The sequence below is a fragment of the Streptomyces sp. 3N207 genome, assembly GCF_052246355.1.
In the GTDB taxonomy this organism is placed as follows: domain Bacteria; phylum Actinomycetota; class Actinomycetes; order Streptomycetales; family Streptomycetaceae; genus Streptomyces.
Genome location: NZ_JBQQBV010000002.1, coordinates 346,676 through 362,745, shown reverse-complemented (window position 1 = coordinate 362,745; position 16,070 = coordinate 346,676). Strand labels below are relative to the sequence as shown.

Genomic DNA, 16,070 nt, shown 5'->3' with positions numbered 1-16,070 from the left:
ACAACGGACAGGGGCACCCCCTCCCCGGAACAACGGGCCGCGCGCTCAGAAGAGGGCAAGGTCACACCGATGAGCTGGTGCTACTCGCCGGTCACCTCACCTAATCTGCGGCCATGACGGTCCCGCCTGAAGAAGCGCTCCCCCTCGCGCAGGACTTTCCGGAGGCTACGTACGAGCAGTGGCAGCAGCTCGTTTCCGGGGTCCTGGGCAAGACGGGAGCGAAGGTCCCGGACGCATCCGTGCCCGAGTCCGCCCTCGCCACGACGCTTGCCGACGGCATCGAAGTACGCCCCCTCTACACGAGGACGAACGGACACGGCGTTCCGCGCGGTTACCCCGGGTTTGCACCGTTCACCCGAGGTGCGCGCCCCGAAGGGAACGCCGCGCTGGGCTGGGACATACGGCAGCGGCACACGCGTGCCGACGCCGCGGGGACCCGCGAGGCCGTGCTCGGTGACCTGGAGAACGGCGTCACCTCGCTGTGGCTGACGGTGGGCGAGGGAGGGCTGCCCGTCGGGGAGCTGGAAGGCGCGCTGGAGGGCGTCTATCTCGACCTCGCACCGATCGCGCTGGACGCGGGTGCCGAGTTCGGGCAGGCCGCGGCCGAACTGCTGCGGCTGCGCGGACAGCTGGCGAACGGTGCCGAGCCCGCGGCCGGAAGTGTGCTGGGTGCCGACCCGTTGGGGTACGCCGCTCGTACCGGCGCACACGGCGCGGCGTCCGCGCTGCGGCAGGAGGCCGCCGCGTTGGCGGCGCGGTGCGCCGGTGAACACCCGGGTGTGCGTACCTATGTGGTGGACACGCTCCCGTACCACGAGGCGGGTGGCACGCCCGCGCGGGAGCTGGGGTGCGCGCTGGCGACCGGGGTCGCGTATCTGCGGGACATGACCGAGGCGGGGCTCCCGGTCGAGGCGGCCTGCGGGCAGCTGGAGTTCCGGTACGCGGCGACCGCCGACCAGTTCACCACCATCGCGGCGTTGCGTGCGGCGCGCAGGCTGTGGTCGCGGGTGGTGCAGGCGTGCGGTGCTCCCGCGCACACGGGCGCGCAGCGGCAGCACGCGGTGACCTCGCCGGTGATGATGACCCGCCGCGACCCGTGGGTGAACATGCTGCGTACGACGGTCGCCACGCTGGCGGCCGGAGTCGGCGGCGCGGAGGCGGTGACGGTGCTGCCGTTCGACGACGCGCTGGGCCTGCCCGACGCGTTCGCCCGGCGCATCGCGCGCAACACCTCCACCATCCTGCTGGAGGAGTCCCATCTGGCCGGGGTCATCGATCCGGCGGGCGGCTCCTGGTATGTGGAGGAGCTTTCCGATGAGCTGGCGCGTGCTGCCTGGGCCTGGTTCCAGCAGATCGAGGGCGCCGGCGGTATGGCGGCGGCGCTGCGCGGTGGGCTGGTGGCCGAGCAGCTGTCCGGGGGCTGGGCGGAACGCAGCAGGGCGCTGGCCCGCAGAACGGAACCGGTCACCGGGGTCAGTGAGTTCCCGCTGCTGGACGAGCGTCCCGTCGAGCGCGAGCCCGCGCCGCAGCGGCCCGGCGGCGGACTGCCGCGGGTACGGCGGGACGACGCGTACGAGGCGCTGCGTGCCCGCTCGGACGCGCACCTGGCAGCGACCGGCGAGCGCCCGAAGCTGTTCCTGGCGGCGCTGGGCCCGGCCGCGGCCCACACGGCGCGGGTGTCGTTCGTCGCCAACCTGGCCCGGGCGGGCGGCATCGAGCCCGTACACGATCCGGTGACGGTGGATGCTGCCGGCGCGGCGGACGCTTTCCAGGACAGCGGCACCCGCGTCGCCTGCCTGTGCTCCAGCGACGCGCTCTACGCCGAGCAGGCGGCCGGGGCCGCCGCCGCGCTCAAGGCGGCCGGCGCCGCGCGGGTGCTGCTGGCGGGGAAGCCGAAGGAGGCCGAACGGCGCGCGGAGTACCAGGACGCCGGGGTCGACGAGTTCGTCCACGCGGGCGGCGACGCGGTCGCCCTCCTCACGTCCCTTCTCGACTGCATGGGGGTCGACGCATGAGCCAGGAGCCGACACCGGACCGGGCCGCAGCAAGCACCGGTGCCGTACCGGACTTCACGGCCGTCAGCCTCGACCCCGAGCAGCCTGCCGAGGGCTCGGCGGAACAGTGGAGCGAGGCCGTCAAGGAGCGCTCCGGGCACAGCGTGCCGGATCTGGCCTGGCACACGCCCGAGGGCATCGCCGTCAAGCCGCTCTACACGGACGAGGATCTGGAGGGGCTCGACTTTCTGGGCACCTATCCGGGCATCGCCCCGTATCTGCGCGGCCCGTATCCGACGATGTACGTCAACCAGCCGTGGACGATCCGCCAGTACGCGGGCTTCTCCACGGCCGAGGAGTCAAACGCCTTCTACCGGCGCAACCTGGCGGCCGGGCAGAAGGGCCTGTCCGTCGCGTTCGACCTGCCCACCCACCGGGGCTACGACAGCGACCATCCGCGGGTGACCGGCGATGTCGGCATGGCGGGCGTGGCCATCGACTCGCTCTACGACATGCGGCAGCTCTTCGACGGCATTCCGCTGGACCGGATGACCGTCTCGATGACGATGAACGGCGCCGTGCTGCCGGTGCTGGCGCTCTACATCGTCGCCGCCGAGGAGCAGGGCGTGCCGCCTCAGAAGCTGGCGGGGACCATTCAGAACGACATCCTCAAGGAGTTCATGGTCCGCAACACCTACATCTATCCGCCGCAGCCCTCGATGCGGATCATCTCCGACATCTTCGCGTACACCTCGCAGAAGATGCCGCGCTACAACTCCATCTCCATCTCCGGCTACCACATCCAGGAGGCCGGGGCCACGGCCGATCTGGAGCTGGCGTACACCCTGGCGGACGGGGTGGAGTATCTGCGCGCCGGGCTGGATGCGGGGATGGACGTGGACGCGTTCGCACCCCGGCTGTCGTTCTTCTGGGCGATCGGCATGAACTTCTTCATGGAGGTCGCCAAGCTGCGCGCGGCGCGGCTGCTGTGGGCGAAGCTGGTCAAGCGGTTCGACCCGAAGAACCCCAAGTCGCTGTCGCTGCGCACCCATTCGCAGACCTCGGGCTGGTCGCTGACGGCGCAGGACGTGTTCAACAACGTCACCCGTACCTGTATCGAGGCGATGGCCGCCACCCAGGGCCACACCCAGTCGCTGCACACCAACGCGCTGGACGAGGCGCTGGCGCTGCCCACCGACTTCTCGGCCCGGATCGCGCGGAACACCCAGCTGCTGCTCCAGCAGGAGTCGGGCACCTGCCGGGTGATCGACCCGTGGGGCGGCAGCGCGTACGTCGAGCGGCTCACCCACGATCTGGCGCACCGCGCGTGGCAGCACATCGAGGAGGTCGAGGCGGCGGGCGGCATGGCCAAGGCCATCGACGCGGGCATCCCCAAGCTGCGCGTCGAGGAGGCAGCGGCCCGCACCCAGGCCCGGATCGACTCGGGGCGGCAGCCGGTGATCGGCGTCAACAAGTACCGGGCGGCGAGCGACGAGCAGATCGATGTGCTCAAGGTCGACAACTCCGCGGTGCGCGCCCAGCAGATCGAGAAGCTGCGGCGGCTGCGTGCCGAGCGCGACGAGGGCGCCTGCCGTGCCGCGCTGGACGCGCTCACCCGGGCCGCGGAGGCGGGCTCCGGGCCCGGCCTGGAGAACAATCTGCTGGCGCTGGCGGTGGACGCGGCGCGGGCCATGGCCACCGTCGGGGAGATCTCGGACGCCTTGGAGAAGGTGTACGGACGGCACGCGGGGCAGATCCGTACGATCTCCGGTGTGTATCGCGAGGAGGCAGGAGTGTCGTCGTCCCTGGCGCGCACCCGGGAGCTGGTGGACGCCTTCGAGGAGGCGGAGGGCCGCAGGCCGCGGCTGCTGGTGGCCAAGATGGGGCAGGACGGGCACGACCGGGGCCAGAAGGTGATCGCGACCGCCTTCGCCGACCTGGGCTTCGATGTGGATGTCGGCCCGCTGTTCCAGACCCCGGCCGAGGTGGCGCGGCAGGCGGTCGAGGCGGACGCACACATCGTGGGCGTCTCCTCGCTGGCGGCCGGGCACCTCACGCTCGTACCGGCGCTGCGGGACGAGCTGGCCGCGGCGGGGCGGGACGACATCATGATCGTCGTCGGCGGGGTGATCCCGCCGGCCGATGTGGAGCCGCTGCACGAGGCGGGCGCCACGGCCGTCTTCCCGCCGGGCACGGTCATCCCGGACGCGGCGTACGACCTGGTACGGAAGCTGGCCGCCGAACTGGGCCACAGTGAGCTCGCCGAGCGCCCGGACCTGCCGGACTCCGAAGGCTGAGCGCGTGCCCCGGACCATCGACCTCGACAGCTATGCCAAGGGTGTCCTGGAGGGTTCCCGCGCGTACATCGCGCGCGCCATCACGCTGGTGGAGTCCCGCCGGGCGGACCACCGCGAGCTGGCCCAGCAGTTGCTGACGACGCTGCTGCCGCACGCGGGCGGCGCCCGGCGGGTGGGGATCAGCGGAGTGCCCGGGGTCGGCAAGTCGACGTTCATCGACGCGCTGGGCACGCTGCTGACCGGGCGCGGACACCGGGTGGCTGTGCTGGCGGTTGACCCCTCCTCCAGCCGTACCGGCGGCTCCATCCTGGGCGACAAGACCCGCATGGAGCGGCTCGCGGTCAATCCCGACGCGTTCGTACGCCCCTCCCCCACCGCCGGGACGCTCGGCGGCGTCGCCAAGGCCACCCGCGAGACGATGATCGTGATGGAGGCCGCCGGCTACGACGTCGTCCTGGTGGAGACGGTCGGCGTCGGCCAGTCGGAGGCGACCGTCGCGCAGATGGTCGACTCCTTCCTGCTGCTGACCCTGGCCCGCACCGGCGACCAGCTCCAGGGCATCAAGAAGGGTGTGCTGGAGATCGCCGACGTGCTGGCCGTCAACAAGGCCGACGGGCCACACGAGCGCGACGCCCGCTCGGCAGCGCGTGAACTGGCGGGCGCGCTGCGGTTGATGAGGGCCGGCGACGCCGACGTCTGGGACCCGCCCGTTCTCACGTGCAGCGGCCGGGAGGGCATCGGTCTCGACGAGGTGTGGGAGCGGCTGGAGCGGCACCGCGCCGTGCTGGAGTCCACCGGGGAGCTGGCCGCCAAGCGGCGGGACCAGCAGGTCGAGTGGGTGTGGTCGATGGTCCGCGACGATTTGCTGAGCCGGCTTTCACAGCACCCCGCGGTGCGAGGGCTGGCGCCCCTGCTGGAACAGCGCGTCCGCGAGGGCTCTTTGACAGCAACCATGGCCGCCCAGCGGATCGTTGAGGCGTTCGGCCTGGAGTGAGGGGCCGGGCCTGTGCCCGGTGGCCGGTGCGGGTGGGTTGGCGGGTGCCGCCCTGTGCGCCCGCCCGTGCCGCCCCTCGGGCGGCCCGATCGCCCGCACAGGGCATAGCCCAGGCGCAGCAGGGCGGAGGGGGGACATCACGTGTTTCCGTGATCCGTTGGCCCGCGCGTGCGCGCTACGTTCGCAGCGCTCGGCAACGGTTCCGCTAAGGAGGCCCACATGATGGACCGCAGGAGATTCATGGCGCTGGGCGGGCTCACCGCCGCCGGCACCCTCGGCGCCGCGCCGGTGGTGTCGACGGCGACCGCCAGGCCCCGTGGCTCCACCCGCGGTAAGCCCGACTGGAAGGCGCTGCGCCGCAGCGTGGCGGGCAGCGTGCTGCTGCCCGGCGACGAGGGCTACGAACTCGCGCACGGCACCTACCTCAAACGGTACGACGCGATACGGCCGGCCGCCGTGGTGCAGCCCGCACACGCGGAGGACATCTCCGAGACCGTACGGTTCGCGCAGCGGTTCGGCGTACGCTCCGTCGCCCGCTCCGGAGGACACAGCTTCGGCGGCTACTCGACGGGGCCCGGCATCGTGGTCGACCTGTCCTCGATGGACAGGACCGCCCTCGTGGAGGGGCGGGCCCGGGTGCAGGCGGGCAGCAAACTCGTCGACATGCAGGACGCGTTACTTCCGCGCGGCGTGACCATCAGCGGCGGGATGTGTCCCACCGTCGGCATCTCGGGGCTGACGCTGGGCGGCGGCTTCGGAATGGCGGGCAGGCGGCACGGCCTCACCTCCGACCGGCTCACCTCGATCAGGGTGGTGCTGGCCGACGGCCGGATCGTCACCTGCGACCGGCACCACCATCCGGATCTGTTCTGGGCGCTGCGCGGCGGCGGTTGCGGCAGCTTCGGCTTCGTCAGCGACTTCGAGTTCGAGACCTTCCGGGCCGACGACCCGACGGTCTTCGAGCTGCACTGGCCCTGGTCGCGGGCGGCCGAGGTGCTGCCCGCCTGGCAGCGCTGGGCACCGGAGGCGCCGGACGAGCTGAGCTCGGGCATGTTCGTCCGCACCCCCGACCCGGCCGTCGAGCCGCAGCTGTACGCCTTCGGCCAGTGGGCCGGCGCCCCCGGCGATCTGGACCGGCACCTCGACCGGTTCACCGCCATGGTGGGGACCGACCCGGTCAAGGTGGTGCGCAAGACCATGTCGTACATGGACGCGGTCATGCACTGGGCGGGCTGCTCGGAGTTCACCGTCTCGCAGTGCCATGGTGAGGGTCAGACACCGGACGGGAAGCTGCACCGCTTCGAGTACGCGCTGACCAAGTCCAGCTTCTTCACCGACGTCATGCCCGAGCGGGCCGTCGAGACACTGAAGGCCAAGTTCACCGCACCCGGACCGGGCGCGCAGCTGCGCGGGCTGGAGTTCCACGCCTTCGGCGGCGCGTACAACAGGCCGCGGCCGGGGAAGACCGCGTTCGTGCACCGCAGGCAGCGCTTCTTGGTGCAGTACCTGGCGCAGGTGCCGATGAGTTCGCCCGAGGAGCACAAGGCGGGCGTCACCGACTGGGCGCGGCAGCTGCACGCGGCAATGCTGCCGTGGGCCTCGGGCGAGGCGTACCAGAACTACACCGACCCCGACCTGCGGGACTGGCGTCGGTCCTACTACGGGAGCAACTACGGGCGGCTCGTAGGAGTCAAGCACCGCTACGACCCGGGCCGATTCTTCGACTTCCCGCAGGCGATCGGCCACTGACGACGGCCATGGCGCATGGGCCCGCACCCGGCCGGGTGCGGGCCCTTTCATGGGCGGGCGGCGCCGGGGGCCCGCATGGTGACGACCTTGCCGTGGGTGCCGTAGGGCAGGACCTCCTCCTCGTACATCGACTCGTCGAAGGTGACCAGGAGCCAGTCGTCGCTGCCGGGCCGTGGGTCGGGGAAGACCTGCGGGAAGGGCGTGCCCGACGGATAGGGGGCGTCCAGGGTGCCACGCTGCCGCATCGTGAGGTCCAGCCGCGGATACGTCCTGCGGGCGCGGTCGCTCACCAGCAGATACGGCCGGCCGGCGAACCGCTGCCAGCGGCAGCCCTCCGTCTGCGCCGGTCCGGCGGGCACCGGGAGCCGGGCGATACCGTCCGCGTAGTCGCCGCCGCGCTCGGCAGCGGCCAGCACCGGGCGGAAGCGCAACTCGGGCTCGTGCTCTGTGACATCGGCGTACGCCCACAGCCACCGGCCACCCGCGCGCAGCAGGGCCGGGTCCCAGGCGCTGCGGGTGACCGGTGCGGCCAGCGGCCTGTCGTGCAGGACGTGTACTCCGCGCAGTACGTCGGCGGAGGTGGTGGTGTGGTAGAGCCGTACCCCGGGAGTGGGCAGATTGCCGCCGACGGTGAGGACGATGAACCGGTCGCGGGCCGGGTCGTGCACGATCTGCCCGCCATGGTCGCCGACGAGCAGCCCGTCCCGGGAGAAGAACACCTTGGCCACCTGTTCCAGGCTCCCCGGGTCCGCCGGGTCCATGGCCCACACGCCGGTGTGCGCCTCCTGTGAGAAGCCGGCGCCCGCGCATCCCGCGGTGAAGAACACTCTGCCGTCCCGTACGTGGGGGCGTCCCTCCGCCTCCCGCACCAGATGCAGATCGCGCAGCCCCAGCTGCCCGAAATACCCGCCGTGCACCCGGCGCAGGACAGCGCCCTCGCTACGGCACGCGTAGCGCAGCCGGCGCACGAGCGCGGGCTGCTGCAGATCGAGCAGTCCGGCAACGGCGCCCTTGTCGGTGAGCAGGGGCCGCCAGGGCAGGCCGGGACCTTCGGTGGCGGCGAAGACGGCGACGGTGCGGCCCGTCACGGTGCAGGCGAGCCGGAAGGGTGCCCGGAGCCGCGGGGCGGCGGTGGCGACCACCGTGGTGCCGTGTGCCGTACGGACTTCCAGCGATACGGTGCCCTCCGCGTCGCACCGGGCCCGTACCGCCCGACTGCCGTCGGCCGTCTCCAGCCCCGGCGCGACGGTGCCGCCGGGCCGCAGAGCGGTGACCTCCGCGACGACGGTCGCGTACGGCGCGGCCGGCCCGGCGGGGGCCAACAGCCGTGCGGGCGTGGTGGCCAGCGGCCCGGTGTCGTGGTCGACGAAGCGCGGCGCGATCAGATCGACGGGCCGGTGGCGGTGGGTGACGGTGAAGTGCGGGTCCGGGAACGGGCGTTCCCGTTGCCGGTCTCCCGGGGCGACCGGTCGTGCTGCCGTCAGCGCGGTGACACCGGTCGATGCGGCCAGCGCGGCGAGCGCCTGTCGCCTGCGGGGCCGCCATTCGGCGCTCACCGCTGAGGCACGGCAGGCAGTTCGGGCGCGTTCTCGATGGCCTGCCGGTCCATCCGGAACTCCGCGGGAAAGTGCTCCGCCGTCGTCCTCTCCGGCGGCTCGGTGCTGCGCCACGCGTACCAGCAACACGTGCACTGCCGCACCTCCCACGCCCCGTCCGCCGCGACGGTAACCGTCTCGACCCGCTCGGACTGACACCTGGGACAGCTCATAACTGTTCTCCTTTCATTTGCAGGAACCCGGCAAGCGCAAGGGCCGGCCTTTCAGGGGCGCGGGGAACTGCTCCCCCTGGGGGCACCCCTCGCCGGATCACGTTCGCCCTCCACCAGTCAGCGCGCGGAGCCGCTCCAACCAGGCGGCGGCCTCCGGCAGATCGCGGACCGGGGTGCCGTGCCGACCACGGCGGTCCGGAGGGACCGGCGTGGTGGCGTCGAGCACGATCTTGCCGCTGACACCGGTCGGGTCCGAGGAAGGATCCAGCGGCAGGATCGACATCTTCGGCAGCTGGATGACGTCGTCGCTCGGGTTGAACTTGGTGGACAGCGCCCACATCACCTGCGGCAGATCGAACGGATCGACCGTCTCGTCCACCACGATGACGACCTTGCAGTAGCCGAGGCCGTGCGGGGTGGTGGCGACCCGCAGCCCCACCGCACGTGCGAAGCCGCCGAGTCGGGAGCGGGTCGAGACGATCGCGACCAGGCCGTGGGTGTACATCGCGTTGACGGCGACCACCTCAGGGAACTCCGCGCGCAGTTGCTGCAGCAGCGGCACACAGGTCGCGGGGCCCATGAGGTAGTCGATCTCGGTCCAGGGCTGGCCGAGATACAGCTGCTCGAAGAGCGGGTCCGTGCGGTAGGAGACCCGGTCGATCCGGACCACCGGCATCCGGCGACCGCCCGAGTAGTGGCCGGTGAACTCCCCGAAGGGTCCCTCGATCTCCCGGACCCGGGACTCGATCACCCCCTCCATCAGCACCTCGCAGCCCCACGGCACATCGAGTCCCGTCAGCGGCGCCCGGGCGATCGGTGCCGGCGCCCCGCGCAGCGCACCGGCCAACTCGTACTCGGACTCGTCGTAGGCCATGGGCGTGGCGGCGACGACGGAGATCACCGGCTCGTTGCCCAGCGCGACGGCGACCGGCAGATCCTGGCCGCGCTCCTCGGCGACCCGCAGATGGCGCGCGATGTCGTGGATGGAGCCGGGCTGGATGCCGAACCGTCGTCTGCCCTTGCACTGGAGGCGGTAGATGCCCACGTTCTGCTTGCCGAAGTGGTCGGGATCAGCGGGGTCCCGGGTGACCACGGCGGCCTTGTCGACGTAGCAGCCGCCGTCGTGCGCGTTGAGCCGGAAGAGCGGCAGCACGCGGTAGAGGTCGATGTCGTCGCCCTCCACGGTGTGGGCGAGGAACGGCGGTGCCGCGCGGCGCTCGGGCGGCACCGGGAAGGATTCCCAGCGGCGGCTGAACTCCGCCACCTGTCGGCGGACCGGGGTGGCGGGCGGCAGGTCGAGCGCGATCGCGTGGTTGGCCCAGGAGCCGTGCACATTGAGCGCGACCCGGCCGGTGGGGTAGCCGGTCACCTGCTCGAAGCAGAGCGCAGGCGCTCCGGCGCCCAGCCGGGCCGCCGCGTTGGCGGCGGCGGCCAGGTCAGGCTCCGGGTCGACCGGTTCGGTGAAGCGCAGCAACTGGCCGTGTTTGTCGAGGGCTTCGAGGTAGCCGCGCAGATCGTCGTAGGGCACGGATCGCCGCCTTCCGGCAGAGAGGTCGGTCAGGGACGGTGGTGCGCGAAAGCGGTCAGGACGTGGCGCGCAGCCGGGCGGCGCGCATGCCCTCCCAGCGGTGCGCGGGCGCCGGAAGCCCGACGGGGGCTTCCAGCCCGAACTGGTCCAGCACCCGCGACACCAGATGGGCCACGAGCTCGTCGATGGTGCGCGGCCGGTTGTAGAAGGCGGGCACGGGCGGCATGACGACGGCGCCCATCCGGGCGAGCGTCAGCATGTTCTCCAGGTGCACCTCGCTGACCGGCGTCTCGCGGGGCACCAGCACCAGTCGGCGGCGCTCCTTGAGCGTGACGTCGGCGGCGCGGGCGACCAGGCCCTCGGTGTAGCCGGTGCGGACCGCAGCGAGCGTCTTCATGCTGCACGGCGCGATCACCATGCCGTCGGTGCGGAACGAGCCGCTGGCCACGGTCGCGCCCAGATCGTCGGGTGCGTGGCAGACGTCGGCCAGCGCGGTGACCTCGCCCGCCGTCCACTCCGTCTCCAGGCCGATGGTGGTGCGGGCCCATCTGCTGAGTATCAGATGGGTCTCCACCTCGGGCACCGCGGCCAGGGCCTGCAGCAGCCTGATCCCGTAGACGGCGCCGGTGGCCCCGGTGATGCCGACGACGATCCGCCGCCGTGCGGGCTGCGTACGGCCGCCCGCCGGCTCAGCCCGCACGGCCCGCTCCGGCAGCTGCCCGCTCGCTGTGCAGCGCGCGGAGGAGTTCGGCGGTGGTGGGGGTGGCGGCACAGCGGTCGGTGGCGTAGTCGAGGGCGAGTTGGTGGAACTCGGGAGTGAAGTCGGCGATCGCGTCGGCCACCAGGAAGGGCTGGATGTCGTGGGTGAAGGCGTCCACGGCGGTCATCAGGCAGCCGATGTGCGCGTAGACGCCGCAGATCACCAGCTGGTCGCGCCCCAGCCGGGCGAGCCGCTCCAGCAGGTCGGTGCGGGCGAAGGCGCTGTAGCGCCACTTGGTGAGGACCGGCTCGCCCTCACGCGGCGCCACCTCGGGGAGGATGGCCCGGTGGACGGGGTCGGCGGACATGCCGGGCCCCCACACGTCGTACAGCAGCCCGCGCTGCCGCCGGGTCATATCGCCCGGCTGCGCCGTGTAGAGGACGGGCAGGCCCGCGTCCCGGGCCGCTGCGACGAGCTGCGCGGTGTGCGCCACCAGCTCCCGGCGGGGCGAGCTGCCGGGTGGGAAGAAGTCGAGGAAGTAGCGCTGCATGTCGTGCACCAGCAGCGCGGCGCGGCCGGGGTCCGGCCGCCACAGGCCGCCTGAGGCGGCGCCCCGCACCTCGCGGGGCATCGGGTAGGTCACGTTGTCGGGTATCCGCACCGCGGAGCCTCCTTGGGTGAGTGATCGGCGGCGCGGTCAGCGGCCGAGCGCGGCGCCGCCGTCCACGAACAGGTCGTGCATGGTGATCTGGGACGCCGCGGACGACAGCAGGAAGACCACGGCGTCGGCGACGTTGTGCGGCTCGGCGATCCGGCCCAGCGGGATGCCGACGCGGTAGGCGGCCGGATCGCCCTGCAGGGTGGCCTGTTCGCTCCGCTCGTCCTGCCAGAGGCTGTGCAGCATGGGGGTACGGGTGGAGCCGGGCGCGACGATGTTGCAGCGCACCCCGTACGGGGCGAGTTCGAGCCCGAGCGTCTTGGTGAACGAGGTGGCGGCGGCCTTCGAGGCGCCGTATGCCGCCATCTGCGAGCGGGGCACGGACGCGGCGTTGGAGGCGACGGTGACGATGGCGCCGCCCCGCCGCCGCGCCATCCGGCGTCCGACGGCCCGGGAGACATGGAAGACGCCGGTCGTGTTCACGGCGAAGGTGGTGGTCCAGTCCTCGTCGCTCAACGCGAGTGCGGGTGCTGCGCGTAGCACGCCCGCGACGTTGGCCAGCACCTCCACCGGGCCCAGTTCGTCCTCGATCCGCGCCACTGTGGTGTCGACGGCCACGCTGTCGGAGACATCGAGCGCGTAGGCGTGCGCGTACCCTCCCGCTTCCGTCACCTCCTTGACCAGCGACGTGAGCGGCTCGGCCGCGGAGTCGGCCGCCGCGACCCGGAAGCCGCGTGCCGTGAGTGCCCGTACGACGGCGGCACCGATGCCCCCCGCGGCACCGGTGACGAGCGCGACGGTGCCGCGCGCGGGATCGTCGGGCGTACTCTCCTGATCCGTATGCGTGGTGTGCGTGGTGTTCATCGGTTCCCCCTTGGACGGGCCCGAGGCCAGCGCCTCGGACCCAAATGTGTGCGGGCCCAGGAGCGTTCGGGCCCAGGTGCCTTCAGGCCCAGGTGTTCAGAAAGCGGCGGGCCTGTTCCGGGTTGAGGCGTGGGTCGCACAGCGTGGTGTACCGCTCGCCGAGCCCCTCCGCGGAGCCGACGGGCCCGCCCACGCACTCGGTGACGTCGGATGCGGCGACCTCCAGGTGGACACCGCCCGCATGCTGGCCCTGCCGGTCGAGCACGGTGCGGAAGGCCGCGGCCTCGGCGATGAGATCGGGCAGATAGCGCGTCTTGAGCCCGCTCGCCGCCCGCACGGTGTTGCCGTGCATCGGATCGCACAGCCACACCACGGGGTGCCCCGCCCTGCGGACCGCCGCGACGATCGGCGGCAGCGCCTCGGAGATACGGGACCGTCCCATCCGGACGATCAGCGCGAGCCGGCCCGGCAGCCGGTCGGGGTCGAGCAGTCGGCACAGCAGCAGGACCTCGTCGGGGGTGGCCGTCGGGCCGAGCTTGCAGGCGACGGGGTTGGCGACCGACGCCAGCAGCGCCAGGTGCCGGGACCCGGCCCCCCGGGTGCGCTCCCCCACCCACGGCAGATGGGTCGAGGTCAACAGCGGCGCGTCGACGTCCCGGTCGGCGCGGCTTTCCCGGCCCTCCCGGTCTCCCCGTCCGCCCCAGCTGTCCCGCACCAGCGGATGCTCGTAGTCCAGGACCAGCGCCTCGTGGCTGGCCCATGGGCCCGCGGTCCGTGGGCCCCGGCGGTTCCGCAGGTCTTCGAGGACGGTGGTGGCGGCTTCGTAGGCGCGGAGCATCCGGCGCGGGTCGGGGCGGCGGGCCGATGCCGTCGGCACCTCCGAGTTGACCATGTGGCCGCGGAAGACCGGAAGTTCGCGGTCGCCGACCCGTTCGGTGGGCTGTGAGCGCGGCTTGGCGAACTGGCCCGCGAGCCTGCCGATACGTACGACATGCCGCCCCGAGCTGCGCTCCAGGTGGTCGCCGAGCTCGTCGAGGACCGCGATACGGTGCGCCGCCTGATCGGGCCCGCACTCGTCCAGGCTCTCCGCGCAGTCACCGGCCTGGAGCACGAGGCCGTCGCCGCGGGCGACCGAGGCGAGCGCCTGGCGCAGCTGCCGTACCTCGTCCACGTGCACCAGCGGCGGCGCCGCGGCGAGCCGCGCGGAGACCTCGCCCAGCGCCGGGTGATCGCTCCACTGCGGCTCTTGTCCGTGCCCGCCGGGCGGGGCGAGCTGCTGGACGCCCATGGGGGCCTCCGGTGCCGCCGGCCGGCCCGCTGTGCCGTTCATGTGCTCCTCCGTGCAGTGCTCAGGGTCGGGTCCGGGGTCGCGAGGGCTGTGCGGGCGAGCTGCGCCACCAGGTCGATGCCGTTCCTGGTGAGTACCGACTCGGGGTGGAACTGGGCCGAGACGAAACCGGCCCCCCGCAGCGCGTGCACCTCGCCGGTCTCCCGGTCCCGCGCCACCTGCACCTCGCCGGCAGTCCCGGCACAGCGCACACGGGACGAAGCGGAGTGCGCGGCATAGGAGTTGTAGAAGCCGACGTGTTCCCGGCAGCCGAAGAAGTCGATCTCCTGCTGCACGCCCTGGTGCGGTACGGGCCGTGGGCGCAGTTCGAAGCCGAGCAGCCGGGCGAGCACCTGGTGGCCGAGGCAGACGGCGACGAACGGCGTCGGCCCGTCGAGCAGTTGCGCCACGGTGGTGCGGACGGCCCGGATACGCGGGTCGGTGTCGTCCCGCGGGTCCCCGGGGCCCGGGCCGACGACGACGAGAGCGCCGGGGCCGGAGCGCGCGAGGTGCTCCGCAGCCCGGTCGTGGGGCACGACGGTGGTGTGCGCGCCGAGTTCCCGCAGTTGGATGGCGAGCATGCCGGTGAAGGTGTCCTCGGCGTCGACGACGAGCGTGTCCACCCCCGTGAGTGGCTGGGTGCGGCGGCCGGTCGGCCGCCGGTCAGGTGCGGGCGGCTGCGCCAGCCAGAAGTCGGCCAGCGGTGCGTTACGCCGCTGGAGTGCCTCCCGTACCCGTGGGTGCCCGGCGAGCAGCGCGTGCGCCGGGCGCAACCGCGGGTGGGGCGGGGTGACCGGGCCCGGGGCGCCGGTCGGTGCGTCGGGCGGAGTGGCGGTCGGCGTGGCCGTCCGGCCGTCCGCCGGGCCGGTACCGCCCGGGACCGCCGGACCGTGGCCGGGTGTGGGCTGTGGCTCCCCCGCGAGCCGCAGCCCCGCGGCGTCGAGCAGTCCGGCTGCCTTGGCCCGGGTCTCGGCGGCCTCCGAGTCCGGGTCCGAGTGCCGTACCAGGGTGGCTCCCACGCTCAGCCGCAGCATGCCGCCGGAGTCGATGTGTGCGGTACGGATCAGGATCGAGGAGTCCAGCGCGGGACGCCCCAGGTGGTCGTTGTCGATGAGCGCGGCGACACCGCTGTAGTAGCCGCGGCTCTCCCGTTCGTGTCGTGCGATGACGCGGCAGGCGTTCTCCAGCGGGCTGCCGGTGACGGTGGGCGCGAACATGGTGGCCCGCAGGATGTCCACCGGGTCACGGTCGCTCTCGCCCTCCATGAGGTACTCGGTGTGCGAGAGGCGCTCCATCATCTTCAGATTCGGCCCGTGCAGCCGGGCCCCGCGCGGGCACACCCCGGCCATCATCTTGAGTTCCTCGTCGACGACCATGGACAGTTCGTCGGTCTCCTTGCGGTCGGACAGGAAGGCGACCAGACCGTCGAGTTCGGCTCCCGAGGGCGGGTGCCGGTAGGTGCCGCTGATCGGGTTCATCACGGCCCGGCCGCCGTTCAGGCAGATGTGCCGCTCCGGGGTGGCACCGACGAAGGTCTGGTCGCCGGTGTGGATCACGAACGTCCAGTAGGCGCCCGGCTGGCGCAGCAGGCGGCCGAACATGGCCAGCGCGCCGAGGTGTGCGGGGCCGGGCAGCTGTGCGCTCAGGGTGCGGCAGATGACGAAGTTGGCCCCGGCTCCGGTGGCGATCTCCTCGTCGACGACCTGGCGTACCCGCTGCGCGTACTCGGTGTCGTCGAGGTCGAAGGCGGCCTCGGCCGCCGTGGCGGGCAGCCGCTCCAGCAGGGGCAGTACGTCCTGCACGGCGGCCTCCGCCCGCTCTTCGACCTGCATGGCCAGCACGGGCTCCTTGCCGTCGTGGCAGGCGAAGCCGCGTTCGGTGATCTGGCGGAAGGGCAGCAGGGCGAGCACCGCCCGGGAGGCCGGCATCCCGGTGCAGTGCCACGACAGTTCGCCCAGTTCCCGTAGTTCGGCCACGGGCCCGGTGAGGAGCTCCAGGGCGTCCCGGCCGTGTGCGGCCGGTCGCCACAGCAGGGCGAAGGGCCCTGGGTCCGGCCCCAGGAGGCGCTCGATCGTCCTGGTGGTGGCGGAGCGCTGTGTCCGGGGCGCGGAGTCGGCGGATGCGGATGGTAGTCCCACGATCGTTCCCTCCAGCGAAAGGAGGCCCCCTGTCCGTCGTGCGACCGGTGCGG

Annotated in this window: 12 protein-coding genes; 4 read left to right on the top strand and 8 right to left on the bottom strand. The window is 72.6% G+C overall.

Going from position 1 to position 16,070, the window contains the following annotated elements; all coding sequences use genetic code 11:
- Positions 1-113: 113 nt before the first annotated feature.
- From ACTWP9_RS04380 to ACTWP9_RS04365, 4 genes are all read left to right on the top strand, one after another.
- On the top strand, positions 114-2,015 hold the full coding sequence (locus ACTWP9_RS04380; RefSeq protein ID WP_443244612.1) for a methylmalonyl-CoA mutase family protein: 1,902 nt from the start codon (positions 114-116) through the stop codon (positions 2,013-2,015).
- Positions 2,012-4,291 carry a methylmalonyl-CoA mutase gene (gene scpA / locus ACTWP9_RS04375; RefSeq protein WP_443244611.1) on the top strand — a complete coding sequence of 760 codons (2,280 nt, stop codon included), beginning with the start codon at positions 2,012-2,014 and terminating at the stop codon, positions 4,289-4,291. Before ACTWP9_RS04380 ends, scpA begins: the two co-directional genes overlap by 4 nt.
- Before the next feature lie 4 nt (positions 4,292-4,295).
- A complete protein-coding gene (gene meaB, locus ACTWP9_RS04370; RefSeq protein WP_443244610.1) occupies positions 4,296-5,285 on the top strand; it encodes a methylmalonyl Co-A mutase-associated GTPase MeaB in 990 nt (329 codons plus the stop codon).
- A gap of 219 nt (positions 5,286-5,504) precedes the next feature.
- Positions 5,505-7,034 (top strand): FAD-binding oxidoreductase, encoded by a 1,530-nt coding sequence (locus ACTWP9_RS04365; protein ID WP_443244609.1) that lies wholly within the window; start codon positions 5,505-5,507, stop codon positions 7,032-7,034.
- 47 nt (positions 7,035-7,081) lie between these two features.
- On the opposite strand, the gene ACTWP9_RS04360 is transcribed toward ACTWP9_RS04365, so the two are convergent.
- From ACTWP9_RS04360 to ACTWP9_RS04325, 8 genes are all read right to left on the bottom strand, one after another.
- On the bottom strand, positions 7,082-8,590 hold the full coding sequence (locus tag ACTWP9_RS04360; protein ID WP_443244608.1) for a hypothetical protein: 1,509 nt from the start codon (positions 8,588-8,590) through the stop codon (positions 7,082-7,084).
- The gene (locus tag ACTWP9_RS04355) at positions 8,587-8,802 is read right to left on the bottom strand and encodes a non-oxidative hydroxyarylic acid decarboxylases subunit D (protein WP_443244607.1); all 216 of its coding nucleotides are present in this window, start codon (positions 8,800-8,802) and stop codon (positions 8,587-8,589) included. The genes ACTWP9_RS04360 and ACTWP9_RS04355 overlap by 4 nt, the downstream gene beginning before the upstream one ends.
- Before the next feature lie 97 nt (positions 8,803-8,899).
- A complete protein-coding gene (locus tag ACTWP9_RS04350; RefSeq protein ID WP_443244606.1) occupies positions 8,900-10,330 on the bottom strand; it encodes a non-oxidative hydroxyarylic acid decarboxylases subunit C in 1,431 nt (476 codons plus the stop codon).
- A 55-nt stretch (positions 10,331-10,385) separates the two neighbouring features.
- Positions 10,386-11,030, bottom strand: a complete 645-nt coding sequence (locus ACTWP9_RS04345; RefSeq protein ID WP_443244605.1) for a UbiX family flavin prenyltransferase — start codon at positions 11,028-11,030, stop codon at positions 10,386-10,388.
- Positions 11,020-11,691, bottom strand: a complete 672-nt coding sequence (locus ACTWP9_RS04340; protein ID WP_443244604.1) for an isochorismatase family protein — start codon at positions 11,689-11,691, stop codon at positions 11,020-11,022. The genes ACTWP9_RS04345 and ACTWP9_RS04340 overlap by 11 nt, the downstream gene beginning before the upstream one ends.
- 36 nt (positions 11,692-11,727) lie before the next feature.
- Positions 11,728-12,552, bottom strand: coding sequence for a 2,3-dihydro-2,3-dihydroxybenzoate dehydrogenase (locus ACTWP9_RS04335; protein WP_443244603.1), 825 nt, complete (start codon positions 12,550-12,552; stop codon positions 11,728-11,730).
- Between the two features lie 82 nt (positions 12,553-12,634).
- Positions 12,635-13,882, bottom strand: a complete 1,248-nt coding sequence (locus ACTWP9_RS04330) for a 3-deoxy-7-phosphoheptulonate synthase (protein ID WP_443244602.1) — start codon at positions 13,880-13,882, stop codon at positions 12,635-12,637.
- Positions 13,879-16,017 (bottom strand): chorismate-binding protein, encoded by a 2,139-nt coding sequence (locus tag ACTWP9_RS04325; RefSeq protein WP_443244601.1) that lies wholly within the window; start codon positions 16,015-16,017, stop codon positions 13,879-13,881. The genes ACTWP9_RS04330 and ACTWP9_RS04325 overlap by 4 nt, the downstream gene beginning before the upstream one ends.
- Between the last annotated feature and the right edge of the window lie 53 nt (positions 16,018-16,070).